The sequence below is a fragment of the Pseudomonas sp. NBRC 111132 genome (assembly GCF_001320565.1).
Taxonomy (GTDB): Bacteria; Pseudomonadota; Gammaproteobacteria; order Pseudomonadales; family Pseudomonadaceae; genus Aquipseudomonas; species Aquipseudomonas putida_P.
Genome location: NZ_BCBI01000023.1, coordinates 51,383 through 78,238, shown reverse-complemented (window position 1 = coordinate 78,238; position 26,856 = coordinate 51,383). Strand labels below are relative to the sequence as shown.

Sequence of the window (26,856 nt, the reverse complement as noted above, 5' to 3'; positions counted from 1 at the left end):
TCCTTTTATTGATCCGGATCAACGGCTCTACTTCAAGGCTTCTCATACGACCATGGTCGTGGGACGGCAATGGGCGAAATCTCTAGACTGCGCTGCAGTAGTTTCAGTAGCCCGAGATAACAATCCATGTACCGTGATCGTATCCGCTTGTCCTCCCTGCACAGCAAGGTAATGAGTGCGGCTGATGCCGCTGGTCTGATCGAGGACGGCATGACCGTCGGCATGAGCGGTTTCACCCGCGCCGGCGAAGCCAAGGCCGTACCGCATGCACTGGCCGAACGTGCCAAGCAGTCGCCACTGAAAATCAGCCTGATGACCGGCGCCAGCCTGGGCAACGACCTGGACAAGCAACTGACCGAGGCCGGCGTGCTGGCTCGCCGCATGCCGTTCCAGGTCGACAGCACCCTGCGCAAGGCCATTAACGATGGCCAGGTGATGTTCATCGACCAGCACCTGTCGGAAACCGTCGAGCAATTGCGCAACCAGCAGCTGAAGCTGCCGGACATCGCAGTCATCGAAGCCGTGGCCATCACCGAGCAAGGCCACATCGTGCCGACCACCTCGGTGGGCAACTCGGCCAGCTTCGCGATCTTCGCCAAGCAGGTGATTGTCGAGATCAACCTCTCGCACAACACCAACCTCGAAGGCCTGCATGACATCTACATCCCGACCTACCGCCCGACCCGCACCCCCATCCCGCTGGTCAAGGTAGACGACCGTATCGGCAGCACCGCCATCCCGATCGACCCGGCCAAGATCGTCGGTATCGTCATCAGCGACCAGCCAGACTCGCCGTCCACTGTGCTGCCGCCAGATGATGAAACCCAAGGCATCGCCGACCACCTGATCAACTTCCTCAAAAAGGAAGTGGACGCTGGCCGCATGACCAACAAGCTCGGCCCGCTGCAAGCCGGTATCGGCAGCATCGCCAACGCGGTGATGTGCGGCCTGATCGAATCGCCGTTCGAAGACCTGACCATGTACTCCGAAGTACTGCAGGACTCCACCTTCGACCTGATCGACGCCGGCAAGCTGAGCTTCGCCTCGGGTAGCTCGATCACCTTGTCCAGCCGCCGCAACGCCGACGTGTTCGGCAACCTGGAGCGCTACAAGGACAAGCTGGTGCTGCGCCCGCAGGAAATCTCCAACCACCCGGAAGTGGTACGTCGCCTGGGCATTATTGGTATCAACACCGCACTGGAGTTCGATATCTACGGCAACGTCAACTCCACCCACGTCTGCGGTACCCGGATGATGAACGGCATTGGCGGTTCGGGCGATTTCGCTCGTAACGCCCACCTGGCCGTATTCGTCACCAAGTCGATTGCCAAAGGTGGCGCGATTTCCAGCGTGGTGCCAATGGTCAGCCATGTCGATCACACCGAGCACGACGTGGACATCCTGGTCACCGAGCAGGGCCTGGCCGACCTGCGTGGTCTGGCGCCGCGCGAACGGGCACGGGCGATCATCGACAACTGTGTGCACCCAGACTACCGCGCTGCGCTGAACGATTACTTCGATCGCGCCTGCCAGCGTGGCGGCCATACCCCGCACATCCTGCGTGAAGCGTTGAGCTGGCACGAGAACCTGGAAGAAACCGGGCGCATGCTGGCTAGCTGATGGAGAAGCGGCCTTGTGTCGCGATGGGGCTGCACAGCAGCCCCTTCTTTTTCAGCTGTAACGCCGCAATCCTGGGCCGGTCTGCGGCCTTGTCGCGACACAAGGCCGCACCATTACGACTGTGCTGCACAGTCCTGCCTTCCTTCTTTATAAAACTGTTCTACTGTACCGGTTTTCAACCAATCCTCGCCGCTTAAAACCATCTCCATCACTTAAATCGCACCATATTCGTGCAGACCAGTACAGTTGCGCCATTTTCGAGTGCAACAGTAGGGTTACACAGTTAACTGAGCCATCGTCTTTCAACTGAACTGTATCTACTGTTATGGACAGCAGAGGAGGATCATTGGCATCAGTTAAATCACTACCTAATCCCGCCATAAGCGGAAGGATGAAGCATCATGGAACGTACCCTCAGTTCCGGTCTGGTTTTTGAAAGCAACGCCCAGCAATCCAACGCATCGATGCCGCTGCGCGCACTGTCCACCCTGCTGCTGTGGCAGCGCCGTATGGCCAGCCGCCGTCAACTGGCTCGCCTGGACAGCCGCCTGCTGGCCGACGCCGGTATCAGCGAGTCGCAGCGTTACGAAGAGCTGAGTAAGCCTTTCTGGCGCTAAGCACCGGCTTGCCGGCTGCGGCCGGCACCGCGAATTCCCAAACCCGTTGCAGGTCACTGCAACGGGTTTTTTATTGCCCGAAAGGCGCGTTGCAGAGCGCTCAAGGTCATTACCAGTACAGTTTTGTAAAAACCAATAATCACCATTACAGTTATCACGCACAACACGCGTTGACCTCCCAACGCAGCACCGCGTGATACGCTTGGCTTAACCGTCTGCTAGAACCAGTTGTTGAAACGTACCGTGACGAGCCCTGCAAACGTCCGATAGAGCAGAACCAACCTGACCCTACCCAGGAGTCCACGATCATGTCCCGTAAACACCTGCTTGGCGCCGCCCTGTTACTCGGCCTGGCTGGCACTGCCCACGCCACCAGCTTCGTTGTCACCACCGACACGGTAGTACGCGCCGTTGCCGCTTCCACTGACGCCACATCCGACCTTTCCTCGTCGTTCCGCGACGACAAGATCGTGCAGGCGGCCCGGGATGACGCCGCCACGTTCGTCGGCACTCAAGGCGATATCCGCGGTGCCCGCCTGGAAAGCGCCTTCGTGCACATCCGTTCGAACATGCCGGCCCTGCAAGCCAGCGATGCACAGCTGGCCCAGGCCATCCTGGCGCTCTGATACACCCCAGGCAAAACAGGTGCGTTGGCTAGAGCCCTCGCACCTGGGGTAGCCTTCGTCGTCCATTTTTCCAGCCTTCAAGAAAGCCCATGCGTTATCTGTTGCCGCTGCTGTTCTCCGTCGTCGGCATGGCCAGCGCCCATGCCATGGATACCACCACGCAAGGCCTGGTCATCTCGGGCTATGCCACCAGCCAGGTCACTACCGCGCCCTTCGATCGCAAACTGATCAGGCAGGCCCGTGATGATGCCGCCGCATTCGTTGCCAGCGATGGCGTGATCCGTGGTGCACGCCTGGAAGCCGCGCTGGAATCATTACGCCACAATTGTGCACGGCACACTGTCGGCGATCTGGAACTGGCGCAGGCAATTCTCGTCCAATAACTCACCTGACTCCCTGTATTTTTCGGAGATGCTCCATGCGTAAACCGCTGATTGCCGCTTCCCTCGGCATGCTGCTGCTGGCCGACCTGGCCCAGGCACAGACCCTGGTGGCTACCAGCAACATCATCGTGCGTGCCTTCGGCCGTTCGATCGACTTCACCTCGGATACCACCACGTCTATCCGTGACTCCAAAGTGGTGCGCGAAGCCCACGACGACGCTGCCAGCTTCGTCGCCAGCAACGGTGACATCCGCGGCGTCCAACTCGAGGCAGCCTTCAACACCCTGCGCGAGCGCGTACCGGAAGCGCGCGGCGCCAGCGACCAGGTACTGGCCGAAGCCATCCTCGCACTGTGATTCGCGTGCGCGCCTGGCTGCTCGGCTGCGCCCTGACGCTGCTCGGCACGCCCGCCTTGGCCGACCTGCAGCTAGAGCTGCAGGCGTCCGGCCTGGACCCGCAGCAAACCCAAGCCTCACAGGCCCTGCTTGACGAGGCCATGGGCAGGCTGCCGCCGCGCTTCAAGCAACAGTTGGACCGCCGCGTGCGGGTCAGCTGGAGCGACAACATGCCTGCCGACGCCTATGGGCAGGCATCACTGGTATCCACCCTCGAGCTCAACCGCCGCTTGCTGCCCAGCCTCACCGACGGCAGCGCCGCCACCGAGCGCACCAACCGCCCCCATGGCACGGTGCGTGAAGAGCTGCTGGCCACCGTGTTGCACGAGCTCACCCATATCTACGACCGTGCCCGCCTGTGGCCCGGTGACGAGCGTTCGCTGATCGCCCGCTGCAAGCGCCAGCAAGGCACGCTGGGCAAGATCGGCCTGCCTGAAGAATGTCGAGGCCAGGCTGAACGTCGATTCACCCTCAGCGACGACCCGCGCCTGCTCGACCTGGCCGGCTGGCCGCAATACGTGGGCCGACGCGGCGAGCGCGAGCAACACAATGGCCAGTTCGTGCGTAGCCCCGACAGCTATGAACTAAGCAGCCCCAAGGAATACATCGCGGTCAACATGGAGTACTTCCTCCTCGACCCAAGCTACGGCTGCCGCCGTCCGGCGCTGAACCAGTACTTGCGCCAGCATTTCGGCTGGGCACCGCAACAGGACACCTGCGCCAAGGGCCTGCCGTTCATCAACGCTGGCAGTGACTTCGCTCGCCAGCCACTGGGTGAGATCGACCCCGAGCGGGTCTATGAAGTGGACTACCTGCTGGCCGAAGCCAACCAAAACCTGGTCAGCCGCTGGGGTCACAGCATGCTGCGCCTGGTGATCTGCAAACCGGGCCGCCCACGCGGTCCAGACTGCCGCCTGGACCTAGACCAAAGCCTGGTGCTGTCGTACCGCGCCTTCGTCAACGACGTGCAGCTGTCCAGCTGGGACGGCCTGGTCGGTAACTACCCGTCACGACTATTCGTATTGCCACTGGGCCAAGTGATCGACGAATACACCAAGACCGAACTGCGCAGCCTGGCCTCGGTGCCCTTGAAGCTCAACCGCGAAGAAATCGAGAACCTGGTGCGCCAGGCCGCCGAGATGCACTGGAGCTATGACGGCAACTACTGGTTCCTGTCCAACAACTGTGCAGTGGAGTCGTTGAAACTGCTGCGCAGCGGCACAGCCAACCCGCGCATCAATGACCTGGACAGCATCATGCCCAACGGTTTGCTGGCTGTGCTAAAGGGCAGGGGGCTGGCCGACACCAGCGTGCTTGATGACCCGCGCGAGGCGTTGCGCCTGGGCTACCGCTTCGATTCTTACCGCGACCGCTACCAGGCCATGTTCGAAGTGCTCAGGAAACAGCTGCCGATCAAGCAAGCCCTGGTTGAAGACTGGTTGGCCCTGGAGGCCGATCAACGTCGCAGCTGGTTCGCCAAGGCTGACCTGCGCACCAGCGCCGCGTTGCTGCTGCTCGAACAGGCCAGCCTTCGCCGGCAGCTTCTGCTGGCTCAAGACGAGGTCAAGCAGCGCTACCTGAATGCTGCGGCGCTGAAAGATGGCAGCGTCAACAAAGCTGACGCAACCCTCAAGCAGATGCTCGCCAACAGCGGTTTCCTCAGCCGACCGGCAGAGTTGCTGGATGCCAAGGGCTACGGGTTGCCGCAACCCGAAGAGCGCAAGCACCTTGAGCAGGTGAGCAGCGAACGCCAGGCACAGCTGTTGCGCTTGAGCACCAGCCTGGACAAAGAGGTGAGGGCGCTGCTGGAGCCATCACGGGCCAAGGAAATTGCCGCGATCGAAGCCAATGTGAAGCAGATCGGCGAGCACTTGCGGGCGCTGCACAAGGCTGCGGGTGGCCTGCAATTGTGAGGTTGCCTGTGCCGGCCTCTTCGCGGGTAAACCCGCTCCCACAGGGACTGCACAGGCCTTGAGGCTGCGGTGATCCTGTGGGAGCGGGTTTACCCGCGAAGAGGCCGGTACAGACAACACAGGCCTAAAGCTTCTCCTCAGCCTCGGAAGGCAACTGTTCATCCAGATGCAGCCAAGGTAGCCGACTGCCCACCCAGATATGCCGGTTGGCCCTGACCAGTTCCGGGTGATCCAGCGTCGCCACCGTCACATCCACCGTTTCCGGGCTGTGCGTGGTCACCAGTGCCACATGCGCCCCGCAATGCCCACAGAAGTACCGGCTGCAACTGGCCGGTGCCACATAGCAGTTGGGTTCGCCCGCCAGCCACTGAAACCCCGAACGAGGCAGGGTGAGCCAGGTCACCACCAGCCCGCCGCTTACCCGGCGGCATATCGAACAATGGCAATGGGCGATGTCCGTCAGGTCGCCCTCCAACCGGTAACGCAAGGCGCCGCAATGGCAGCCCCCTTCGGTCACATTCTGCATCACCTACCTCTCGTCGCCTTTGCGTCGGCGAAAGCTGGCTGAAAGCTTGCCCTCATAGGATAGCGCCCACTACCGGCACGAGACCGGTCAGCCAGGGCACCTGGTAAACACCGCGCCCGGCCCAATCAACAACAACAATGGTGATTCTGATGTATTCCTGTGCCCGCCTTTTCGCAGTCCCCCTTCGCATGCTCCCCGCGCAGCGCCCAACGCGCTGATCCGCCCGAATCGACGTTCCTTTCGTAGCGCCACGCCTGGAGTATTGCCATGCTGACCTTCCTCGGCTTTGCCATGGTCATCACCTTCATGTACCTGATCATGACCAAGCGCCTGTCGGCCTTGATCGCGCTGATCCTGGTACCGATCCTGTTCGCCCTGTTCGGTGGTTTTTCCGCCAAGATCGGCCCCATGATGCTCGAAGGCATCAGCAAGCTCGCGCCAACCGGCGTGATGCTGATGTTCGCCATCCTCTACTTCGCCCTGATGATCGACTCCGGCCTGTTCGACCCGGCCGTGCGCAAGATCCTCAAACTGGTCAAGGGCGACCCGCTGAAAGTCTCGGTCGGCACCGCTGTACTGGCCCTGGTGGTCTCGCTCGACGGTGACGGCGCCACCACCTACATGATCTGCTGTGCCGCTATGCTGCCGATGTACAGCCGTCTGGGCATGAGCCCGCGGATCATGGCCGGCCTGATCATCCTCGCCGGCGGGGTGATGAACATGACCCCGTGGGGTGGCCCGACCGCCCGCGCTGCCAGCGCCCTGCACGTAGACCCATCGGACATCTTCGTGCCGATGATCCCGGCCATGCTGTTCGGTGTGCTGGCGATCCTGGCCATCGCCTACATGTACGGCAAGCGTGAACGTGCTCGCCTGGGCGAACTACACCTGCCGACCGACGACATCGACCACAGTGAAATCACTGTCTCGCAGTACCCGGACGCACGCCGGCCCAAGCTGCTGTACTTCAACGGCGCACTGACCGCTGCCCTGATGGTCGCACTGATCACCGGTGTACTGCCGCTGCCGGTGCTGTTCATGATCGCCTTCAGCATCGCGATGATCGTCAACTACCCATGCCTGCAGCAGCAGAAGGACCGCATCGCCGCCCACGCAGGCAGCGTACTGGCCGTGACCGGGCTGATCTTCGCCGCAGGCATCTTTACCGGCATCCTGTCCGGTACCGGCATGGTCGACGCCATGTCCAAGAGCCTGCTGGCGGTCATCCCCGAAGCGCTGGGCCCTTACCTGGCGGTGATCACCGCGATCGTGAGCATGCCGTTCACCTTCTTCATGTCCAACGATGCGTTCTACTACGGCGTGCTGCCAGTGCTGGCCGAAGCCGCCAGCCATTACGGCATCACCCCGGTAGAGATGGCCCGTGCGTCGATCGTCGGGCAGCCAGTACACCTGCTCAGCCCGCTGGTACCCTCCACCTACCTGCTGGTGGCCCTGGCCGGTATCGAATTTGGCGATCATCAGCGCTTTACACTCAAGTGGGCAGTGTTGGTGTGCCTGTGCATAATGCTCGCCGCACTGCTGATGGGGATTTTCCCGCTGTTCAGTAGTCTTTAATACACACGTATCACCTACGCGACGCGCCCTGACCGGGGCGCGTCGCCATTACCGCTCGAAGGAAAATACATGGAATGGCTGACCAGCCCGGAAATCTGGGTTGCCTTTTTCACCCTTACCGCGCTTGAGATCGTCCTCGGTATCGACAACATCATCATGATCTCGATCCTGGTCAGCCGCATGCCCAAGCACATGCAGCCGCGCACCCGGATCTTCGGCCTGGCCCTGGCCATGGTCACCCGCATCATGCTGTTGCTGTCGATCACTTGGGTCATGCGCCTTACCGCCGACCTGTTCGTGGTGTTCGGCCAAGGCATCTCCGGGCGCGACCTGATCCTGTTCTTCGGTGGTCTGTTCCTGTTGTGGAAAAGCTCGCAAGAGATCTACCACGGCCTGGAAGGCGAAGACGAAAACCCGGACGAGCCAAAAGGCGCGGGTGGCAAGTTCTTCTATACCATCATCCAGATCGCCATCATCGACATCGTGTTCTCGCTGGACTCGGTGATCACCGCAGTGGGCATGGTTTCCCACGTTCCGGTAATGATCGCGGCCATCGTTGTTGCCGTGCTGGTGATGATGCTGTGCGCTGGCGCCATCAGCGACTTCATCGACAAGCACCCGTCGCTGAAGATGCTCGCGCTGTCGTTCCTGATCGTGGTCGGTACCGTGCTGATCGCCGAAGCGTTCGACGTGCATGTGCCCAAAGGCTACGTCTACTTTGCCATGGCGTTCTCGCTGGCAGTGGAAGCGATCAACATTCGCATGCGCACCGCCGCCGCCCGCAAGGCAGGCAAAGAGCATGACCCGGTGAAACTGCGCAAGGACATTCCGGGTCAATAAGATCAGGAAGTGCAGCACAGAAAGGGCCCTTCATGGCCCTTTTTTCATTTCTGGTCGGTTTCAAACCCGTGCCAGCCATGCGAAGCTGGCGACAGCTGCGCAAAACAACTAAAGCTTTGAGTGAGCACCGAAAATTATTCCAATGCTCATGTTTCTTTTCTTGGCCCACTAGGCCATCGCAACAGGGGGCCTTCGCCATGCTGACCCTGCTCAACCTGCTCTCGGCCGTGACGCTTCTGGTCTGGGGCACCCACATCGTGCGTACCGGCATCCTCCGGGTATTCGGCTCGAACCTGCGGCGCATCATCAGCCAGAACATGGACAAGCGGCCGCTAGCCTTCATCGCCGGCATTCTGGTCACCGCCATGGTGCAAAGTAGCAACGCCACGGCCATGCTGGTCACCTCCTTCGTCGGCCAAGGCCTGATGGCCATGACCCCGGCCTTGGCGATCATGCTCGGTGCCGACGTGGGTACCGCACTGATGGCCCGGGTACTGACCTTCGACCTGTCATGGCTGTCGCCACTGCTGATCTTCCTCGGGGTGATCTTCTTCCTTTCGCGCAAGCAGACGCGGGCCGGCCAATTGGGCCGTGTAGGCATCGGCCTTGGGCTGATCATCCTGGCACTTGAGCTTATCGTGCAGGCAGCTGCGCCGATCACTCATGCCCAGGGCGTGAAAGTGCTGTTTGCCTCGCTGACCGGCGACATCATGCTCGACGCCCTGGTCGGGGCGATGTTCGCCATGATTTCCTATTCAAGCCTGGCCGCCGTGCTGCTCACCGCCACACTGGCCGGCGCCGAAGTGATCAGCCTGCCGGTCGCCATCGGCCTGGTAGTTGGCGCCAACATCGGCAGTGGGCTGCTGGCGTTCATCGGCACCAGCATGCAGAACGCCGCCGGGCGCCGGGTGGCCCTGGGCAGCCTGCTGTACAAGTTGATCGGCCTGGTGCTGATCATCCCGGTGCTGCACCCGCTGGTGGAATGGATGGACTCGTTGAGCTTCAGCCCGCAAGAGCTGGTCATCGGCTTCCACCTGCTCTACAACACGCTGCGCTGCCTGCTCATGTTACCCACGGTCAAACCCATGGGCCGGCTGTGCAACGCCCTGTTGCCCGAACGGGAAACAGGCAACGGGCAAGTGCGCCCACGCCACCTCGACGCCTCGGCACTCGAAACGCCCAGCCTGGCCCTGGCCAATGCATGCCGAGAAACCCTGCGCCTGGGCGATATCGTCGACAGCCTGCTCGAAGCCATGCTCGGCGCGTTGCGCGGTACCCAGGCGGCCTTGCCACAGCAGGTCCGCGCCTTGGGCGAAGATGCCGAAGCCCTGTACAGCGCGATCAAGCTGTACCTGGCGCAGATGTCGCGCGAGGACCTCAGCGAACAGGACAATCGCCGTTGGGCCGAAATCATCGAGCTGGCCATCAACCTCAAGCTCGCCTGCGACCTGATCGAACGCATGCTGCGCAAGGTCCAGCAGCAGAAAACCAGCCAGCGCCGGGAGTTTTCCCAGGTCGGCCTGGAGGAACTGACCGGCCTGCAGGAACAATTGCTGGCCAACCTGCGCCTGGGCCTGTCGGTGTTCCTCAGTGCCGACCCGGAAAGCGCCCGCTTGCTGCTGCGGGAGAAACGCAGGTTCCGTGCCCAGGAACGGCGCCTCGCCCACGCCCATGTCAGCCGCCTGCAGCGCAAGGTCGTGCAAAGCATCGAGACCAGTTCGCTACACTTGGAGCTGATCGCCGACATGAAGCGGTTGAACTCTTTGTTCTGTAGCAGTGCCTATGTGGTACTGGGCGGCTCGGACACCGGTGGGCTGATGCTCGACAGTGTGCCGGACGAAGCCCGCCAGCCGTGAATTCTTATAGCTAAGGACCCTCGCTCGCCCATGCGTTGCCTGATGTTCGTTTGCCTGCTGATCTGCAGCCTGCCCTCGATCGCCCTCGACCGCTCGCGGGTCGAAGGCTACCTGTTGCCCAATGGCCTGCAGGTCATCCTGAAAAACGGCTACGAACGTGATCATGTGGCAATTCGCCTGGTGGTCGGGGTGGGCCTGGATGACTTCGATTGCGAGCAGAAAGAACTGCCGCACCTGCTTGAGCACCTGTTGTTCAGCGGCATCGACGAAATGGGCGAGGGCGGCCTGGAAGAGCGCCTGCAGGCGCTTGGCGGCGAGTGGAACGCCTACACCAGCAGCGCCGACACGACTTTTGTCATCGAAGCCCCTGCGCGCAATCAGCGCAAGGTCCTCGACCTGCTGCTGGCGGTGATCCGCGATACCCGCATCGACGCCAAGGCCCTGGCCACCGCCAAGCGCATCATCGAACGCGAAGATGGCGGCCACTACGGCCACTTGCAGCGCTGGCTCGACCGCCAGGATATCGGCCACCCGGCCAGCGACCAGTTGGCCACCGAGCTGGGGCTGAAATGCCCGGAGCGCTCCAACCTCGACGACATGACCCTTGAGCAAGTACAGGCCTTGCGTGACCGCTGGTACGCGGCCAACAACATGACCCTGATCGTGGTCGGCGGCCTCGACCGTCTGCTGCCGGCGTATCTGGAGCGCACCTTTGGCGAACTGCCAGCAACTGAACCAGAAGAACGCCGCAACCTGGAAAGCATTACCCAGCAGGCCGAGCAGCGCCGCGACCTGACCCGTGGCTGGCTGGGCGACAGCGTCAAACTGCACTGGCTGTTCATCGAGCCCGTGCTGGACAACGACCACCAGGCCACCCTCGACCTGCTGTCGCGTTACCTGGACTGGGCGCTGTACGACCAGCTGCGCCTGCGCAATGGGCTGTCCTATGGCCCTTCGGTGCAACGAGAAAGCTTCGGCGACACCGGCCTGCTCAGCCTCAATGCCGACCTTGAGCGCGATGACATCGACAAGGCGGTGAAGGTGATGCAGGCGCTGTTCGACCACCTGCGCAAGGAAGGCCTCGACCCAGACACCTTTGCCCGCATCAAGGACGCCAGCGTCGCCAAGGAAAGCTGGAGTACCCAGGGTAACAGTGCCTTGGCCGACTACTACTGGGGTGCGCTGAACGACTATACCGACGGGCGCTTCGCCAACCCGGTGCGCAAGCTGCGCCAGGTCAGCCTGGCCCAGGCCAACGAGGCGCTGAAGGCACTGCTCAAGGAGGACGGCTACCTGCGCATCGAAAAGCCGTTGCTTGGCTATGACGAACTATACGGGCTGGTCGCGCTGATAGTGGGCCTGATACTGGCGGCCGGGCTGCTGCGCTGGCGGCGGCAAGGCCCGCAACGGCCGAGTGGTGCTACACGGCAGCGGTGAATCGGCGGTATCCTTTTGCCAGTACCGGCCCCTTCGCGGGCGTGCCCGCGAAGGGGCCGGTACCGCCAACTCATCCTTTCTGTCGTAGCCCCCAATGCCCCAAATCCCCCATATCGTCCAGCGCATCATCGAACTGCTCAAACGCTACCCCGGCATCATCGCGCTCGGCGGTTTCCTCTCCGGTATCGGCAGCTTCATCCTGGTCGATCGCCAAGCCGGCCTGGCCAGCTGGGTCGCCATACTCATGCTGGTCAGCTGGGTCTGGCTGATGCTGGAAAACACCCTCACCGGCTTGTTCGCACGCACCTTCAACCGCGAGATCCCGCAGCCGCTATTGCGCTACGCGACGCAGATGATCCACCAGGAAACACTGTTCTTCGTGCTGCCGTTCTTCTTCATCACCACCACCTGGAACAGCGGCCAATTGGTCTTCACTGGCTTGCTTGGCGCCGCCGGCCTGATTTCGATCACCGACCCCCTGTACTACAAGTGGCTGGCACCCCGGCGCTGGCTGTTCCTGGCATTGCACACCCTGACGCTGTTCGCCGCCCTGTTGACTGCGTTGCCGATCATCCTGCACCTGACCACCGCGCAAAGCTTCAAGCTGGCCCTGATCGCAGCCATGGCCCTGTCGTTCCCAAGCCTGGCCAGTAGCTTCCCGATCAACAACTGGCGCCGCGCCGTCGCGCTGGTGGTGGTTACCCTGTCGGTCGGTGCCGGCGGCTGGCTGTTGCGCTCCTGGGTGCCGCCAGCAACCCTGTGGATGACCGAGGTGGCGGTGAGCACCGAAGTACTCAACCGCCAGCCAGGCGAATCGCTGGACGAGATTGCCGCCAGTCGCATACGCAGCAGCGGCCTGTACGCCTATACCGCCATCAACGCGCCACGCGGCCTGAATGAGCGGATCTACCATGTGTGGCAAAAGGACGGCCAGGAGGTCGACCGCATAGCCCTGGACATCCACGGCGGGCGCAAGGAAGGCTACCGGGCCTGGACCCACAAGCAGAACTTCCCGCCCAACCCGGTAGGCAAGTGGCAGGTAAGGGTGCTGACCGAAGATGGGCAGGTGATCGGCGTGCTGCGCTTCAAGGTGGTCGACGACGCACCGGCGCAGTAAGTAAAAAGGGGCTGCGTTGCAGCCTCGTAGCCCCCAACACAGCACATAATCAACAAACAGCCCATGCCCGCTGCGCTATGATCAGCCCCTAAGCCTTAGCGCCGAGTCAATTGCATGGAGCCTATGACCACCCCCAGCGCCATTCTGGACACCAGCAGCCAGCCGCCCTGCCTGCGCATTACCGGTGATTGGACCCTGGAGCATTACGCCAACCTCAAGCGCGAAAGCGAGCAACTGCGCACGCAATACGCTGCCGACACCGTCGCCGACCTCAGCCAGCTAGGCCGCCTGGACACCGCCGGCGCGTCGCTGCTGGCCGAGCTGCTAGGTTCCGAGCGCCTGTCGCGCTGTACCCAAGACCTGCCCGAAGCCAGCCGCGCACTGCTCAAGAACGTCTACTGCTCGGTCCAGGACTACTGCATCCCGGTCAAGGAGCCCGAGCGGAACGTACTGCTGATGCTGCTGGAACGCATCGGCCGCGCCGTCGGCACACTGTGGCAAGACTCCATGCAGTTGCTCGGTTTCGTCGGCGTCATCCTCGAAACCTTGCTGCGTCGCGCCCTGCAACCGCATCGCTGGCGCTTCACACCGGTGGTGGCACATATCGAACAGACCGGGCTGGATGCCGCGCCCATCGTCGCCTTGCTGACCTTCCTGGTGGGTGCGGTAGTGGCCTTCCTCGGTGCCACGGTGCTGGCCGACTTCGGCGCGACCATTTTCACCGTCGACCTGGTGGCGTTCTCGTTCCTGCGCGAATTCGCCGTGCTGCTGACCGCCATCCTCATGGCCGGGCGCACGGCCAGCGCGTTCACCGCGCAAATAGGCTCGATGAAGGCCAATGAAGAAATCGACGCCATCCGCACCCTGGGCCTGAACCCCATGGAGCTACTGGTGGTGCCACGGGTGCTGGCCTTGCTGATTTCGCTGCCGTTGCTCACCTTTGTCGCGATGATCTGCGGCATGATTGGTGGCGCGGTGGTCTGCGCCCTGACGCTGGATATCTCGCCGGCCATGTTCCTGTCGCTGCTGCAAAGCGACATCGGCGTGCAGCACTTTCTGGTAGGCCTGGCCAAGGCACCCTTCTTCGCCTTCCTGATCGCCGCCATCGGCTGCCTGGAAGGCTTCAAGGTCAGCGGCAGCGCCGAATCGGTAGGGGCACACACCACCTCGGCGGTGGTGCAGTCGATTTTCGTGGTCATCGTGCTGGATGCGGTAGCCGCGCTGTTCTTCATGGAGATGGGCTGGTGAGTGATCAGGATCGCGTCATCGAAGCCCGTGGCATCTGCAACCGCTTCGGCCGCCAGGTGGTGCATGAAAACCTCGACCTTGACCTGTACCGTGGCGAAATCCTCGCCGTGGTCGGTGGCTCAGGTAGCGGCAAATCGGTGCTGCTACGCAGCATCATCGGCTTGCGCCGGCCCAATGAAGGGCAGATCAAGGTGTTCGGCCAGGACTTGGCCGGCCTGCATGAAGAACAGCGCTCGCTGGTCGAGCGGCGCTTTGGCGTGTTGTTTCAGAAGGGCGCGCTGTTCTCTTCTCTGACGGTGACCGAGAATGTGGCCTTGCCCCTGATCGAGCACGCCGGGCTGTCCCGCGCCGATGCCGAGCACCTGGCCGGCGTGAAGCTGGCCCTGGCCGGGTTGCCGATCTCGGCCGCCGACAAGTACCCGGCCTCGTTGTCGGGGGGCATGATCAAGCGTGCGGCGCTGGCCCGCGCACTGGCCCTGGACCCGGACATCCTGTTCCTCGACGAACCCACCGCCGGCCTGGACCCGATCGGTGCCGCCGCGTTCGACCAGTTGATCCTCACCCTGCGCGATGCCCTGGGCCTGTCGGTGTTCCTCATCACCCACGACCTCGACACCCTGTACACCATCACCGACCGCATTGCGGTGCTGTCGCAGAAAAAAGTCCTGGTGGCCGGCCCGCTGGCCGAGGTCGAGCAGACCAACGACGCCTGGATCCAAGAATACTTTCACGGCCCACGCGGGCGCGCAGCCGAACAGGCTGCCACCCGTGCCGGGCAGGAGCGCTGAGCAATGGAAACCCGAGCCCATCACGTTCTTATCGGCCTGGTCACCGTCCTGGTGGTAGCCGGCGCCATGCTGTTCGGCCTGTGGCTGGCCAAGTCCAGTGTCGACGACGCCTTCAAGGATTACGAAGTGGTGTTCAACGAAGCCGTCTCGGGCCTGTCCCGTGGCAGCCCGGTGCAGTACAACGGCATCAAGGTGGGCGATGTGTCCACCCTGCGCCTGGACCCCAAAGACCCACGCCGGGTACTGGCACGGGTACGTCTGAGCGGTGACACACCGGTAAAGGAAGACACCCAGGCCAAGCTGACCCTGGCCGGGGTCACTGGCAACTCGTTCATCCAGCTCAGCGGCGGCACCCCGCAAAGCCCAGAACTGAAGGGCAAAGATGGCAAGCTACCGGTGATCATCGCCTCGCCATCGCCCATCTCGCGCCTGCTCAATGACAGCAGCGACCTGGTGACCAACATCAACCTGCTGCTGCACAACGCCAACCAGATGTTCTCCGAGGACAACATCGGCCACCTCAGCAACACCCTGGCCAACCTCGACAAGACCACCGGCGCCTTTGCCGGCCAGCATGGCAGCATCGCCGAGGCCATCGAACAGCTGGTGCAGGTGGGCAAGCAGGCCAGCGCCACCCTGGCCGAAACACAGACGCTGATGCGCAATGCCAACGGCCTGCTGGGCAGCGAAGGCAAACAGGCGATCGGCAGCGCCGAGCAGGCCATGCAGTCACTGGCTGAAAGCACGGCAACCATCAACAACCTGCTGAAGAACAACAGCGAGGCCATCGGCGACGGCGCCCAGGGCCTGAACCAGCTCACCCCGGCCATTCGTGAACTGCGCGAAACCCTTAACGCACTCAAAGGCATTTCCCGGCAACTGGAGGCCGACCCGAGCGGCTACCTGCTTGGCCGCGACAACAACAAGGAGTTCCAGCCATGAAACCGTCGCTGCGCCTGCTGGCCCTGGCGGCCGCGCTGAGCCTGGCCAGTGCCTGCTCGATCCTGCCCAAAAGCGAACCCGTGGACCTTTACCGCCTGCCAGTGAATCAACCCAGCCGCACGGCACCGGCACTGGACTGGTCATTGCGCCTGAACAAGCCACTGGCCAGCGAAGTGCTGGCCGGGCCACGGATTGCCGTGATTCCCCAAGGCGATATGGTCAGCAGCTACAAGGGCGCACGTTGGAGCGATGCGGCCCCGGTGCTGCTGCGCAACCGCTTGCTCGATGGCTTCCAGCGTGACGGCCAGGTGCAGCGCCTGAGCGCCGACGACAGCAACCTGCAGGCTGACTACGAGCTGGCTGGCGAGCTGCAGGCGTTTCAGAGTGAATACCGCCCAGGCGGGGCGGTAGAGGTGGTGATCCGCTACGACGCACGCCTGGTCCAGGGGCGCAACCAGCGCATCCTGGCCAGCAAGCGCTTTGAGATCCGCCAACCACTGACCGACAAACAGGTGTCAGCCGTGGTTACCGGCTTTGGCCAAGCCAGCGACCAACTGGTGGGGCAGGTGGTGAGCTGGACCATTGCCCAGGCAAACCAGGCTCAACCGAGGGTTCAGGCGAAGAACCAGTAGCAGATGAAGATCGCCGCGATCACCCCGGACAACTCGGCCAGCAGTGCGCAACCGACTGCATGGCGCACACGTTGGATGCCGACGGCGCCAAAGTACACGGCCAGTACATAGAAGGTGGTTTCGGTACTGCCTTGAATCGTCGCCGCGACCAAGGCCGGGAAACTGTCCACGCCTTGGGTCTGCATGGTTTCGATCAGCATGGCCCGTGATGCGCTACCGGAAAACGGCTTGACCAGCGCCGTCGGCAAACCCTCGACGAAGCGTGTGTCCAGGCCCATCCAGTTCACCGCATGGCGAATGCCGTCCAGGGCCAGCTCCAAGGCACCTGATGCGCGCAGCACACCCACCGCCACCAGCATCGCCACCAGGTAGGGCAGCAGGTTCTTGGCCACATCGAAACCTTCCTTGGCACCTTCGACGAAGGCTTCATACACCTTCACCCGCTTCAAGGCACCGATCACCAGGAACAGCATGATCACGCCAAACAACGTGAGGTTGCCCAAGATGGACGACAGGCTTGCCAGTGCAGCGGCCGACAGGGTGCCGAGGAACGCCATGAAACCTCCCAGCAGCAAAGCGCCGGGGATGAAGTAGGCAAGCACCACCGGGTCCCACAGTCGCAAGCGCTGCATCACTGCCACCGACAGCAGGCCGACCAAGGTCGAGACGCTGGTCGCCAGCAGGATCGGCAGGAACACCATGGTCGGGTCCGGCGCGCCCTGCTGGGCCCGGTACATGAAGATGGTGACCGGCAGCAGCGTCAGCGAAGAGGCGTTGAGTACCAGGAACAGGATTTGCGCGTTGCTCGCCGTGGTGCTGCTGGGGTTCAGCTCCTGCAGCGCGCGCATGGCCTTCAGGCCAATCGGCGTCGCGGCGTTGTCCAGGCCCAGGCCGTTGGCGGCAAAATTCATGGTGATAAGGCCCAGGGCCGGGTGACCAGGCGGCACTTCCGGCATCAGGCGGGCGAACAGCGGGCCCAGCACCTTGGCCAGCCATTCGACGATACCGGCCTTTTCGGCGATCTTGAGAAAGCCCAGCCACAGGGTCAGCGTGCCGAACAGCAGCACCATCACCTCCACCGACAGCTTGGCCATGGCGAAGATGCTTTCGACCATTGCGGCGAAGATGCCCGCGTTGCCGGCCACCAGCCATTGGGCCAGGGCGGACACCGCCGCCACCAGGAAAAAGCCGAGCCAAAGGCCGTTGAGCATCCGTGTGTACCCCCTGAAAAATGCCCGAATGATAGCGTATCGAAGCCTGGGGCTGGCGATCGCGCGCCTACAATGGTCCGCGAATGACCCGGAAAACAAAAAGCCCCGACAAGTCGGGGCTTTGGGTCAAACAGCCATCAGGCTCAGCGCTTGGCGGTTTCGCCAACCACCGCAGCTTCCTGCTTGTCGGCCATCAGCGAAGCGTAGTACTTCTCGCCCTTGGCGGCGTCGTACATGCCTTCCCAACGAGCGATGACCAGTGCAGCCAGGGCGTTGCCGACAACGTTCAGCGCGGTGCGGGCCATGTCCATGATGCGGTCGACACCGGCGATGAAGGCCAGGCCTTCCAGCGGGATGCCCACGCTGCCCAGGGTGGCCAGCAGCACGACGAACGACACACCCGGCACACCAGCGATACCTTTGGAGGTGACCATCAGTGTCAGCACCAGCAGCAGCTGCTGGCTCCACGACAGGTCGATGCCGTACAGCTGGGCAATGAAGATGGCCGCGATGCTCTGGTACAGGGTCGAACCGTCAAGGTTGAAGGAGTAGCCGGTCGGCACCACGAACGAGCAGATCGACTTCGGCGCGCCGTACTTCTCCATTTTCTCGATCACGCGCGGCAGCACGGTTTCCGAGCTGGAAGTGGAGTAAGCCAGAATCAGCTCATCTTTCATGATGCGCATGATCTTGATTACCGAGAAGCCGAACACGCGGGCAACCAGGCCCAGCACCATGAAGGCGAAGAAGGCGATGGCGAAGTACACCAGCAGCACCAGCTTGGCCAGCGGCAGCAACGAACTGAAGCCGAAGTTGGCCACGGTCACGGCGATCAGGGCGAACACGCCGATAGGGGCGTAGTTCATGATCATGTGGGTGACCTTGAACATGGTTTCCGAAACAGCCTGGAAGGTACGCACCAGTGGGTCGCGCAGTTCTGCCTGGAGGCTCGACAGGCCCAGGCCGAACATGACCGAGAAGAAGATGATCGGCAGCATTTCGCCACGCATGAGCGCTGCGAAGATGTTCGACGGGATCAGGTTCAGCAGGGTTTCGATGAACGCGTGCTCATGCTGCACCTCGGCCGCAGTGGCCTGGTACTTGGAGATGTCCACGGTACCCAGGGTGCTCATGTCGATGCCGGCGCCCGGGTGGAACAGGTTGGCCAGCACCAGGCCCACGACGATGGCAATGGTGGTCACTACTTCGAAGTAGATGATGGTCTTCAGGCCAATGCTGCCCAGTTTCTTCGCGTCGCCAACCCCGGCGATGCCCACGATCAGCGACGAGATCACGATCGGGACGACGATCATCTTGATCAGGCGAATGAAGATGTCACCAGCGGGCTGGAGGACGTTGCTGATCCACCAGGCCTTTTCTGCACTGAAGTGGTTCAGTAGCGCGCCGATTGCAACACCCAGGACCAGACCGATGACGATCTGCCAGGCGAGGCTCAGTTTTGCCTTCTTCATGTCTTTACCCTTTGTTCTAGTGGTCATGGCACCTGGCGGAAACACGTGTAACAGAGCCATTGGCAAAGTCACGAGCCGTGCAAGCTTCCGTCCGGCGACGTCATGTAAGGACACCGCAGGCGAGCGACAGGGCGCTCTGGCCAGCGAAAAAGGCGGCAACTATTGCGACGGGAAGGGGCGAAAGCTAATGCCGGAAACGCATGCCCCATGCCGTTTTGGCATACGGTTTTCGACCCATTCGGCAGCTTCGCAAGTGATTGATTTATAACGTTCGGAATCCCGAACAAGACCAAACCGCCATATTTCGGCAGATTTGACGGTACACAAAGGGCAAGGAAGATGGCTTGTTCGACAATCCGAATGGCGGAAATGCCGCTTGTACCAGCAACAAGAAGGTCGAAAAAAATTTGATGTACGGTCGAGACAAAATGTGTCTCGGGAGAAAAAACGCGCAAGAGAAGCGACGCTTCATACGGGGCTCCTCGGAAGTCAGGCCTGACAAGGTATCCCTGTGATACCGCCGGCCTGATACTTCCGATTCCGCCTTTCCTGACCCGGCCCATTACTGGAGGCACTCCCTGTACCCCTAGGCCACTCCGATCCTGCAACAATCAGAACAGCCCGGCCCCTTGGTCATGTGCTGCCCCTCCTCGGGGCGGCGCATCATAGAAGGCTGAACTATAGAAAGGTTCAGCTTCTATTACGTGACAGTGGTGACCGTTCATCCGTACCGGCAATAAATGCTCAGTACCAGTTCGGGTCACGCTTGAGCTGCTCCTGCAGCATCGCCTTCATGCCATCGTCCGGTTCGCCTAACCAACGATACTGCGCATGACGGGTGGGCGACTTGTCGCTCGGCAAGCCTTCGGGCACCTCCACGAGCATCCCGTAGGCGTCATCCTTATCCCAGCTGAACGCCACGATCAGGCGTTTGTAAGTGCAATTATCCTTGGCCTCGCACAGCGGCCCGACCAAATACTTGTCGCCGTCTTCGGTAACGGCAGACATCTGCTGCTGGGCACTGCCGGTCAGATTGACCACCCAATCGGGCAGGCGTTCCTCGCCTTTGAGAGTGTCCTGCCAGGTTTCCCGGTACTCCGGGTCCGAGCCGAGCAACTGATCGACCCGGACCTGGCCGTCATTGGCCGCCATCGCCGCCGTACTGCCACCCAGCAACAGGGCGGCAGCCAGGGCTGAACAAAGCTTCCTGCTCATCTTCAACCTCGTCCACGTCCAAAGAAGAAGGAGGCTACGAACAACACCAGGAAGACGATGAACAGGATCTTGGCGATACCCGTCGCAGCGCCCGCGATACCACCGAAGCCCAGTACAGCGGCGACAATGGCAATGATGAGGAAAGTGATAGCCCAGCTCAGCATGGTGGTTCTCCTTTCTTTTTGCGGAATAGATCCGGCCGGCAGGTCAGAAGACCCAGCGGTCCTGAGGCACGACAGTTTCCAGGGTGGCCGGTGAGGCAGTGGCCTGGCCGGTAGGCAGCGGCTCAGCCGCCTTGACCAAGGTGTTGGCACGGGTTGCCTGGATCTGCGTCAACAGGGCAGTCTGCGCCGCCACTTGCTCGGCCAGACGCGCCGTTTGCCAGCTGTAATAGAAGAGGCCGGCGGCCAAGGTCAGCAGCAACGCCATGCCGAGTGTCAGCATCTGGCGCAAGGGCAGTGCGGCGATCTGCGAGCGGTTGACGGATTGGCGGTTCATGCCGGCTCCTCCTGCTGTAATTTTTGTTCAAACCTGAACAGGTAATTGCAGCCTGCATGCCAGCCTTCGAAATTAAATTAAATCCTTTTAGATCAACTAGTTAGATAACAACAAGGCAAGCAGTAAGGACGTATCCTGCACGATGCCGCCCGTGCAGTCGTGCGAATTGCACGATCAGCCTTCGACCTTGATCGCCACCTTGAGCAGGTCAGCATCCACCCCACGCACACCGATGATCTGCCGGGCGATCTCCACAGCGATGGTTTTTTGCTCGGCGCTGACCACCTCGCCCGACAGCCTTACCATGCCTGCCTCGCTAGCCACTTTCAGGTTCAGGCCGTCGAGGTTGCGACTGAAGCGATAGCTGTTCTGGATCTTGTCGATGATCCAGCTGTCACTCGGCTGCGGCCCAGTTGGCGCCCCCACCGGTGTTTCCCGGGCCTTGGCCATGGCGGCGGTATCCAGGCTGACCAGGTTGTTGACCAGATGCACGCCGTCGGTGGTACGCGCCACCACGCCCGCCAACTCCTTGGCTTCGGCACTGTCGACCTTGCCGCGCAAGGTCACCACGCCTTCACTGCTTTGTACTTCTATAGGCGCCTTCTCAGTGGTGCGGCTCCACAGCAGACGGGCACGTATCACCGCAGCCAGGGTGGCGTCCTCCAGGCGCTGGGCGTAGGCACGCAATTCAAGCGGGCGCTCTACCAGTTGGGGATTGACTCGCAGCTGGTTCTCCACCTGTTCAATACCCCGAGTGGCCCGCGCCACATCCTCGGCCAGCTGCCGCTCGACCTCGTTCTCCACTTCACCGGAAAGACGCGCCTGCTTGCCGTCCACTTCAACCGTGATACGGAACGGGTCGAGCATGCGATTGAGTGACAGGGCGGTTTGCAGGGCGCCTTCCAGGCGCGCGTCCTGCACAGGGTCGGCGAATGCAGGGGTAAAGGCTGGCAGCAGGGTGGCTGCCAACACGGCTGTACGCAGGGAAAAGGGCATGGCAGTGCCTCCTTCTTGGCAAAATCTAAAAAACTTCGCAACCAATGTGCCAGCGCGTGCCTCTAAGCAAAGCATTGGAAAATCACGGGTTGCAGGCATCCTTTGGCCATTGGCTAGCATGCAAAGGACAGAATCCTTCAGAATTGACCATGCAACTTGCCCGATTTTTCCCACACTAAATAACGATCTATCCCAAAGGAGCGCAGGAAATGGAATCAGCCCAGGACAACCAAGGCCGCATTCTGCTGGTGGATGACGAGTCCGCGATCCTGCGCACCTTCCGCTACTGCCTGGAGGACGAGGGCTACAGCGTGGCCACAGCCAACAGCGCGGCCCAGGCCGAAAGCCTGCTGCAGCGCCAGGTGTTCGACCTGTGCTTCCTCGATTTGCGCCTGGGTGAAGACAATGGCCTGGACGTGCTGGCGCAGATGCGTATCCAGGCCCCGTGGATGCGAGTGGTGATCGTTACCGCACACTCGGCGATCGATACAGCGGTAGACGCCATCCAGGCCGGCGCGGCCGACTACCTGGTCAAGCCGTGCAGCCCCGACCAGTTGCGCCTGGCCACCGCCAAGCAACTGGAAGTGCGCCAGCTTTCTGCCCGCCTGGAGGCGTTGGAAGGTGAAATTCGCAAACCCAAGGACGGCCTCGACTCCCACAGCCCGGCCATGATGGCGGTGCTGGAAACCGCCCGCCAGGTCGCCACCACCGACGCCAACATCCTCATCCTTGGCGAGTCCGGTACCGGCAAGGGCGAGCTGGCACGGGCCATCCATGGCTGGAGCAAGCGCGCGCGCAAAGCCTGCGTGACCATCAACTGCCCGTCGCTCAACGCCGAGCTGATGGAAAGCGAGCTGTTCGGCCATACCCGTGGCGCCTTCACCGGAGCCAGCGAAAGCACCCTTGGGCGGGTCAGCCAAGCGGACGGCGGCACGCTGTTCCTCGACGAAATCGGCGATTTCCCGTTGACCTTGCAGCCCAAACTGCTGCGCTTCATCCAGGACAAGGAATACGAACGCGTCGGCGACCCGGTTACCCGACGTGCCGATGTGCGCATTCTGGCCGCCACCAACCTCAACCTCGAAGAGATGGTGCGCGAAAGCCGCTTCCGCGAAGACCTGCTGTATCGCCTGAACGTCATCACCCTGCACCTGCCGCCGCTGCGCGAACGCAGTGAAGACATCCTCACCCTGGCCGACCGCTTTCTCGCCCGCTTCGTCAAGGAATACTCTCGCCCCGCCCGCGGTTTCAGTGACGAGGCGCGCGCTGCGCTGCTCAACTATCGCTGGCCCGGCAACATTCGCGAACTGCGCAACGTCGTGGAACGGGCCAGCATCATCTGCCCACAGGAGCGTGTGGAAATAAGCCACCTGGGCATGGGTGAGCAACCCACCGGCAATGCGCCGCGCGTGGGTGCCGCGCTTAGCCTGGATGAGCTGGAGCGCGCGCATATCGGTGCCGTGCTGGCCGCCAGCGATACCCTCGACCAAGCGGCCAAGACCTTGGGCATCGATGCCTCCACCCTGTACCGCAAGCGCAAGCAGTACAACCTGTGAAGTGGCCGCCCATGAAGCTGCGCACGCGGCTTTTCCTCAGCATCTCGGCGCTGGTGACCGTGGCGTTGCTGGGCCTGCTGCTGGGCCTGGTCAGCGTGCTGCAGATGGCCGCCGTGCAACAGCAGTTGGTGCGCGAAACCACCCATGCCCTGGAAGTGGGGCTGAAATTGCGCCAGAACCTGGGCGAACAGCTGACCCTCATTCTTGATGAAGAAACCGCCCCGGATAACCTGCGGCTGCTGCAGGACAACTTCCAGGCCCTGCTCAACCAAGGGCTGGAACAAGGCGGTGAGCGCACCGGTTTCAGCAAGGCCAGCAGCAATTACCAAGCTTTTCTCCAGGCCTATCGCGATAGCGCCGCACCCGCCCGCAGCATGGGAGTCGATCAACCGCTGGGCGCCGCGTTCAACCAGGTGCGAACCGACCTGATCGATGCCCACAAGCAGGCCTTGGACCTGATCACCCGCAGCGAGGAGCACACCCGTGACCGCGCCCTGCTGGTCAGTGGTGTACTCGGCCTGATGGGTCTGGTGGTACTGGTGCTCGGCTTCATCACCGCACACAACATCGCCCGGCGTTTTGGCCAGCCTATCGAAGCCTTGGCCAAAGCGGCCGACCAACTGGGCAAAGGCAATTTCGACGTCACCTTGCCGGTCACCCAGGCGACCGAGCTGAACCAGCTGACTCGCCGCTTTGGCCTGATGGCCGATGCCTTGCGCAAACACCAGGCCACCAACGTTGACGAGCTGCTGGCCGGTCAGCAGCGCTTGCAGGCTGTGCTCGACAGCATCGACGATGGCCTGCTGATCATCGACCGCCAGGGTCGCCTTGAGCACCTCAACCCCGTGGCGCAACGCCAGCTCGGCTGGAGCGACAGCCGCGTGGGCAGCGGCCTGGCCAACGCCCTGCAGCGACCAGAGCTTGAGCAACAGCTGCGCCAGGTACTGCGCGGAGGTAGCCTAGACCGTCAACCGGACGACCTGAACATCGAAGTCGATGAAGAAACACGCCTGCTCACCTACAGCTTGACCCCCGTCAGTCACCCGCAGGGGCCCATCCTCGGCGCGGTGATGGTGCTGCACGATGTGACCGAGCAACGAGCCTTCGAGCGCGTGCGCAGCGAGTTCGTGCTGCGCGCCTCCCACGAACTGCGTACCCCAGTGACCGGCATGCACATGGCCTTCGGCCTGCTGCGCGAGCGGGTCAAGTTCCCGCCCGATGCACGCGAGAACGACCTGCTGGAAACCATCGGCGAAGAAATGCAGCGCCTGACCCAGTTGATCAACGACCTGCTCAACTTCTCCCGATACCAGAGCGGGCTGCAAAAGCTCGAGCTGGCCCCCTGCGCCCTCGACGAACTGCTGGAGCGTGCGCAGCTGCGCTTTGCCGAGCAGGCGCAGCAAAAGCAGATCGAGTTGCTCAAGGAGCTGGAAGCGCCACTACCGCGCATTCAGGCCGACGTCGCCCAGCTGGACCGGGTGCTGGACAACCTGCTGCACAATGCCATCCGCCATACCGCCAACGGCGGGCGCATCCGCCTGCATGCCAGGCGACATGCGGAGCGGGTGATCATCAGCATCGAGGACAACGGTGAGGGCATTGCCTATGGGCAGCAAGGGCGCATCTTCGAGCCTTTCGTGCAGGTAGGCCGCAAGAAAGGTGGCGCAGGGCTGGGGCTGGCGTTGTGCAAAGAGATCGTGCAACTGCACGGCGGGCGCATGGGCGTATTTTCACGGCCAGGGCAAGGGACCCAGTTCTACATGGCATTGCCGGTATGAATGCTGTAATGCGCCTACACCCGACGTGGCAGGTGCCCGCGGGTCACCAGCTCGGCAAATTGACGGGCGTTCAGTGGCCGGGCAAACAGCCAGCCTTGGCCGTAATTGACTCCCTCACTGTTCAGTAGCACCGCCTGGTCCTCGAACTCGATGCCTTCGGCAATCACCCGTAGGTGCAGGTCATGGGCCATGCGGATGATATGCGGAGCCACGCCGCTACTGGCGGCATCATGGCCCAGGGCATCAATAAACGCCTTGTCGATTTTCAGGCAGTCCACTGGCAGGGTCTGCAAGTAGGCAAGGCTGCAATAGCCGGTACCAAAATCGTCGATCAGCACTTGATGCCCCACGGCGCGCAGCGCCTGCAGGTTGTCGCGGGCCACCACCACGTCGATCAGGCCGCGCTCGGTTACCTCGAAGGCGATCTGGCTGGGTGCCACGCGATGCAACGCCAGCAAGCGCGCCGCCACCCGGCCGATACGAGGCACCATCACATCGCAGGCCGCCAGGTTTACCGATATGTACAGCTTGGGGTGCGAGCGCAGCAACTGCCCTAATTGTTCAAGTACACGTTGCAGGACAAAGTCGGTGATCTGGCGAATCTGCCCGGTATTCTCCGCCAACGGAATGAACAGGTCCGGGCTGGTCAGCGTGCCGTCCGGACGGCGCCAGCGCACCAAGGCTTCGGCCCCAACGCAACGCCGGCTGTCGAGCTCGATGATTGGCTGGTACAGCACCTGCAACTCTCCACGGCGCAAGGCATTCTGCAACTCCGAGCTCATCGACCGCCGTTGCAGGATCAACTGCAATACCAGCCAACCGATGCAGCAGGCCGCCAGCACGCTACCGGGGAACAGCAACCAGAGCATGCCGTTCATCCTCAGCGGCAGGCTGGCCCGCGGCGCGATCAGTACAAGCTGGTAATCCGGTGACTTGGTTGGCATTCGGTAGATCAGCCGATCACTGAGTTCCAGCAGCGACTTGTGGCTGGTTGACCAGGCCGAGGGTGGTGGCCATACCTGTGGCGGGCCGAGCACGGGGATGGCCCGCGCGCCATTGTCCAGCACCACCACCAGGCTGCCGCCTGGGGGCAGGTCGACTACATCGGTCAAGTGACCACGCGAGGTGGAAACCAGAAACTTGCCACGGCCCAGCATCAGTGCTGCCAGGTTCTCGTTCGGCTCGGTGGTGGTGTTAAGCCAGTAGCTGTACGTCGGGCCTTGGATATCCGGCGCTCGCAAGGGAACGAACGCGCGCTCGTCACCGCGGTTGGAGCAGGCAACGTCGCCATCCACATAGGCCGCTTCATAGATGAACCGCGAGCTCAGGCCAACCTGCTGCAAGGCTGCCAGCATCGCCGGGCTGCAGCCGCGCAATGGCTGGGCCTGCAGCAGGTCGACCCCTTCGCGCAACTGGCCGAACACCTGTTCGAGGCGATCCAGAAAACGCTCGCCCTGGGCGTTCATCTGTTCGCTTTCGCTTTGCTTCATTTGTTGCAGGGCAATGCCGATGCTGGCAGAGAGCAATAACGCAGCGCTGGCCAACGCTGCCAAGGTGGCCAGCATCCAGGGGCGGTAAAAAATTTGGCGCAGCAAGGCGATGAGTGCTGACATCA

25 protein-coding genes are annotated in these 26,856 nt (G+C 62.0%); 17 read left to right on the top strand and 8 right to left on the bottom strand.

The genetic code is table 11. The annotated features are described in order from the left end of the window. Positions 1–126: 126 nt before the first annotated feature. The 6 genes from APH35_RS13505 (at position 127) to APH35_RS13480 (ending at position 5,554) form a co-directional block, all read left to right on the top strand. Positions 127–1,620, top strand: a complete 1,494-nt coding sequence (locus tag APH35_RS13505) for an acetyl-CoA hydrolase/transferase family protein (protein ID WP_012269958.1) — start codon at positions 127–129, stop codon at positions 1,618–1,620. Between the two features lie 401 nt (positions 1,621–2,021). After that, a complete protein-coding gene (locus tag APH35_RS13500; RefSeq protein WP_012269957.1) occupies positions 2,022–2,237 on the top strand; it encodes a DUF1127 domain-containing protein in 216 nt (71 codons plus the stop codon). A gap of 308 nt (positions 2,238–2,545) precedes the next feature. Continuing rightward, the gene (locus APH35_RS13495; protein ID WP_012269956.1) at positions 2,546–2,863 is read left to right on the top strand and encodes a DUF2388 domain-containing protein; all 318 of its coding nucleotides are present in this window, start codon (positions 2,546–2,548) and stop codon (positions 2,861–2,863) included. A gap of 89 nt (positions 2,864–2,952) precedes the next feature. Further along, positions 2,953–3,246, top strand: coding sequence for a DUF2388 domain-containing protein (locus APH35_RS13490; RefSeq protein ID WP_012269955.1), 294 nt, complete (start codon positions 2,953–2,955; stop codon positions 3,244–3,246). A gap of 35 nt (positions 3,247–3,281) precedes the next feature. Further along, a complete protein-coding gene (locus APH35_RS13485; protein WP_003252932.1) occupies positions 3,282–3,602 on the top strand; it encodes a DUF2388 domain-containing protein in 321 nt (106 codons plus the stop codon). Beyond that, entirely contained in the window at positions 3,599–5,554 is a 1,956-nt protein-coding gene (locus tag APH35_RS13480) for a DUF7844 domain-containing protein (RefSeq protein WP_060514966.1), read from the top strand. The genes APH35_RS13485 and APH35_RS13480 overlap by 4 nt, the downstream gene beginning before the upstream one ends. Positions 5,555–5,678: 124 nt before the next feature. Here the strand turns inward: APH35_RS13480 and APH35_RS13475 are convergent, their stop codons facing one another. Further along, positions 5,679–6,080, bottom strand: a complete 402-nt coding sequence (locus tag APH35_RS13475) for a GFA family protein (RefSeq protein WP_012269952.1) — start codon at positions 6,078–6,080, stop codon at positions 5,679–5,681. Positions 6,081–6,347: 267 nt separating this feature from the next. Between APH35_RS13475 and APH35_RS13470 the strand changes: the two genes are divergently transcribed. The 9 genes from APH35_RS13470 to APH35_RS13430 all read left to right on the top strand — a co-directional run bounded on the left by APH35_RS13470 (position 6,348) and on the right by APH35_RS13430 (position 16,515). After that, positions 6,348–7,655, top strand: a complete 1,308-nt coding sequence (locus APH35_RS13470) for a CitMHS family transporter (RefSeq protein ID WP_060514965.1) — start codon at positions 6,348–6,350, stop codon at positions 7,653–7,655. A gap of 69 nt (positions 7,656–7,724) precedes the next feature. Next, positions 7,725–8,495 carry a TerC family protein gene (locus APH35_RS13465; protein ID WP_012269950.1) on the top strand — a complete coding sequence of 257 codons (771 nt, stop codon included), beginning with the start codon at positions 7,725–7,727 and terminating at the stop codon, positions 8,493–8,495. Between the two features lie 197 nt (positions 8,496–8,692). Then, positions 8,693–10,351 carry a Na/Pi cotransporter family protein gene (locus APH35_RS13460; protein ID WP_012269949.1) on the top strand — a complete coding sequence of 553 codons (1,659 nt, stop codon included), beginning with the start codon at positions 8,693–8,695 and terminating at the stop codon, positions 10,349–10,351. A gap of 30 nt (positions 10,352–10,381) precedes the next feature. Beyond that, positions 10,382–11,788 (top strand): M16 family metallopeptidase, encoded by a 1,407-nt coding sequence (locus tag APH35_RS13455; RefSeq protein WP_012269948.1) that lies wholly within the window; start codon positions 10,382–10,384, stop codon positions 11,786–11,788. 94 nt (positions 11,789–11,882) lie between these two features. Next, complete coding sequence (locus APH35_RS13450; RefSeq protein ID WP_012269947.1) at positions 11,883–12,905, top strand: DUF5924 family protein; 1,023 nt, start codon at positions 11,883–11,885, stop codon at positions 12,903–12,905. Positions 12,906–13,019: 114 nt separating this feature from the next. Continuing rightward, the gene (locus APH35_RS13445; protein ID WP_060514964.1) at positions 13,020–14,153 is read left to right on the top strand and encodes an ABC transporter permease; all 1,134 of its coding nucleotides are present in this window, start codon (positions 13,020–13,022) and stop codon (positions 14,151–14,153) included. Then, on the top strand, positions 14,150–14,941 hold the full coding sequence (locus tag APH35_RS13440) for an ABC transporter ATP-binding protein (protein ID WP_012269945.1): 792 nt from the start codon (positions 14,150–14,152) through the stop codon (positions 14,939–14,941). The genes APH35_RS13445 and APH35_RS13440 overlap by 4 nt, the downstream gene beginning before the upstream one ends. 3 nt (positions 14,942–14,944) lie before the next feature. After that, positions 14,945–15,883, top strand: coding sequence for an MlaD family protein (locus APH35_RS13435; protein ID WP_060494431.1), 939 nt, complete (start codon positions 14,945–14,947; stop codon positions 15,881–15,883). Beyond that, positions 15,880–16,515 carry an ABC-type transport auxiliary lipoprotein family protein gene (locus tag APH35_RS13430; RefSeq protein ID WP_060514963.1) on the top strand — a complete coding sequence of 212 codons (636 nt, stop codon included), beginning with the start codon at positions 15,880–15,882 and terminating at the stop codon, positions 16,513–16,515. The genes APH35_RS13435 and APH35_RS13430 overlap by 4 nt, the downstream gene beginning before the upstream one ends. On the opposite strand, the gene APH35_RS13425 is transcribed toward APH35_RS13430, so the two are convergent. From APH35_RS13425 to APH35_RS13405, 6 genes are all read right to left on the bottom strand, one after another. Then, complete coding sequence (locus APH35_RS13425; protein ID WP_060514962.1) at positions 16,497–17,726, bottom strand: nucleoside recognition domain-containing protein; 1,230 nt, start codon at positions 17,724–17,726, stop codon at positions 16,497–16,499. The two genes, APH35_RS13430 and APH35_RS13425, sit on opposite strands and share 19 nt — an antisense overlap. Before the next feature lie 143 nt (positions 17,727–17,869). Beyond that, entirely contained in the window at positions 17,870–19,198 is a 1,329-nt protein-coding gene (gene gltP, locus APH35_RS13420; RefSeq protein WP_012269941.1) for a glutamate/aspartate:proton symporter GltP, read from the bottom strand. A gap of 744 nt (positions 19,199–19,942) precedes the next feature. After that, positions 19,943–20,413, bottom strand: a complete 471-nt coding sequence (locus APH35_RS13415; protein WP_012269940.1) for an inhibitor of vertebrate lysozyme family protein — start codon at positions 20,411–20,413, stop codon at positions 19,943–19,945. A gap of 2 nt (positions 20,414–20,415) precedes the next feature. Further along, entirely contained in the window at positions 20,416–20,577 is a 162-nt protein-coding gene (locus tag APH35_RS28345) for a DUF1328 domain-containing protein (RefSeq protein ID WP_003252966.1), read from the bottom strand. Between the two features lie 43 nt (positions 20,578–20,620). After that, complete coding sequence (locus APH35_RS13410) at positions 20,621–20,911, bottom strand: hypothetical protein (RefSeq protein WP_012269939.1); 291 nt, start codon at positions 20,909–20,911, stop codon at positions 20,621–20,623. A 174-nt stretch (positions 20,912–21,085) separates the two neighbouring features. Beyond that, positions 21,086–21,907 (bottom strand): BON domain-containing protein, encoded by an 822-nt coding sequence (locus tag APH35_RS13405; protein WP_060514961.1) that lies wholly within the window; start codon positions 21,905–21,907, stop codon positions 21,086–21,088. A gap of 209 nt (positions 21,908–22,116) precedes the next feature. On the opposite strand from APH35_RS13405, the gene algB reads away from it, so the two are divergent. Continuing rightward, the gene (gene algB, locus APH35_RS13400; RefSeq protein WP_012269937.1) at positions 22,117–23,463 is read left to right on the top strand and encodes a sigma-54-dependent response regulator transcription factor AlgB; all 1,347 of its coding nucleotides are present in this window, start codon (positions 22,117–22,119) and stop codon (positions 23,461–23,463) included. A gap of 11 nt (positions 23,464–23,474) precedes the next feature. After that, positions 23,475–25,241 carry a KinB sensor domain-containing domain gene (locus APH35_RS13395; RefSeq protein ID WP_012269936.1) on the top strand — a complete coding sequence of 589 codons (1,767 nt, stop codon included), beginning with the start codon at positions 23,475–23,477 and terminating at the stop codon, positions 25,239–25,241. Between the two features lie 14 nt (positions 25,242–25,255). Here APH35_RS13395 and APH35_RS13390 read toward each other — a convergent pair whose 3' ends face one another. After that, a complete protein-coding gene (locus APH35_RS13390; protein ID WP_012269935.1) occupies positions 25,256–26,854 on the bottom strand; it encodes an EAL domain-containing protein in 1,599 nt (532 codons plus the stop codon). Positions 26,855–26,856: the final 2 nt, after the last annotated feature.

Bases quoted from the DNA above. Each gene is read 5' to 3' on its own strand.
- APH35_RS13505 (WP_012269958.1), top strand. From the start codon at position 127: ATGTACCGTGATCGTATCCGCTTGTCCTCCCTGCACAGCAAGGTAATG.
- APH35_RS13500 (WP_012269957.1), top strand. From the start codon at position 2,022: ATGGAACGTACCCTCAGTTCCGGTCTGGTTTTTGAAAGCAACGCCCAG.
- APH35_RS13495 (WP_012269956.1), top strand. From the start codon at position 2,546: ATGTCCCGTAAACACCTGCTTGGCGCCGCCCTGTTACTCGGCCTGGCT.
- APH35_RS13490 (WP_012269955.1), top strand. From the start codon at position 2,953: ATGCGTTATCTGTTGCCGCTGCTGTTCTCCGTCGTCGGCATGGCCAGC.
- APH35_RS13485 (WP_003252932.1), top strand. From the start codon at position 3,282: ATGCGTAAACCGCTGATTGCCGCTTCCCTCGGCATGCTGCTGCTGGCC.
- APH35_RS13475 (WP_012269952.1), bottom strand. From the start codon at position 6,080: ATGCAGAATGTGACCGAAGGGGGCTGCCATTGCGGCGCCTTGCGTTAC.
- APH35_RS13470 (WP_060514965.1), top strand. From the start codon at position 6,348: ATGCTGACCTTCCTCGGCTTTGCCATGGTCATCACCTTCATGTACCTG.
- APH35_RS13465 (WP_012269950.1), top strand. From the start codon at position 7,725: ATGGAATGGCTGACCAGCCCGGAAATCTGGGTTGCCTTTTTCACCCTT.
- APH35_RS13460 (WP_012269949.1), top strand. From the start codon at position 8,693: ATGCTGACCCTGCTCAACCTGCTCTCGGCCGTGACGCTTCTGGTCTGG.
- APH35_RS13455 (WP_012269948.1), top strand. From the start codon at position 10,382: ATGCGTTGCCTGATGTTCGTTTGCCTGCTGATCTGCAGCCTGCCCTCG.
- APH35_RS13450 (WP_012269947.1), top strand. From the start codon at position 11,883: ATGCCCCAAATCCCCCATATCGTCCAGCGCATCATCGAACTGCTCAAA.
- APH35_RS13445 (WP_060514964.1), top strand. From the start codon at position 13,020: ATGGAGCCTATGACCACCCCCAGCGCCATTCTGGACACCAGCAGCCAG.
- APH35_RS13435 (WP_060494431.1), top strand. From the start codon at position 14,945: ATGGAAACCCGAGCCCATCACGTTCTTATCGGCCTGGTCACCGTCCTG.
- APH35_RS13430 (WP_060514963.1), top strand. From the start codon at position 15,880: ATGAAACCGTCGCTGCGCCTGCTGGCCCTGGCGGCCGCGCTGAGCCTG.
- APH35_RS13425 (WP_060514962.1), bottom strand. From the start codon at position 17,726: ATGCTCAACGGCCTTTGGCTCGGCTTTTTCCTGGTGGCGGCGGTGTCC.
- gltP (WP_012269941.1), bottom strand. From the start codon at position 19,198: ATGAAGAAGGCAAAACTGAGCCTCGCCTGGCAGATCGTCATCGGTCTG.
- APH35_RS13415 (WP_012269940.1), bottom strand. From the start codon at position 20,413: ATGAGCAGGAAGCTTTGTTCAGCCCTGGCTGCCGCCCTGTTGCTGGGT.
- APH35_RS28345 (WP_003252966.1), bottom strand. From the start codon at position 20,577: ATGCTGAGCTGGGCTATCACTTTCCTCATCATTGCCATTGTCGCCGCT.
- APH35_RS13410 (WP_012269939.1), bottom strand. From the start codon at position 20,911: ATGAACCGCCAATCCGTCAACCGCTCGCAGATCGCCGCACTGCCCTTG.
- APH35_RS13405 (WP_060514961.1), bottom strand. From the start codon at position 21,907: ATGCCCTTTTCCCTGCGTACAGCCGTGTTGGCAGCCACCCTGCTGCCA.
- algB (WP_012269937.1), top strand. From the start codon at position 22,117: ATGGAATCAGCCCAGGACAACCAAGGCCGCATTCTGCTGGTGGATGAC.
- APH35_RS13395 (WP_012269936.1), top strand. From the start codon at position 23,475: ATGAAGCTGCGCACGCGGCTTTTCCTCAGCATCTCGGCGCTGGTGACC.
- APH35_RS13390 (WP_012269935.1), bottom strand. From the start codon at position 26,854: ATGTCAGCACTCATCGCCTTGCTGCGCCAAATTTTTTACCGCCCCTGG.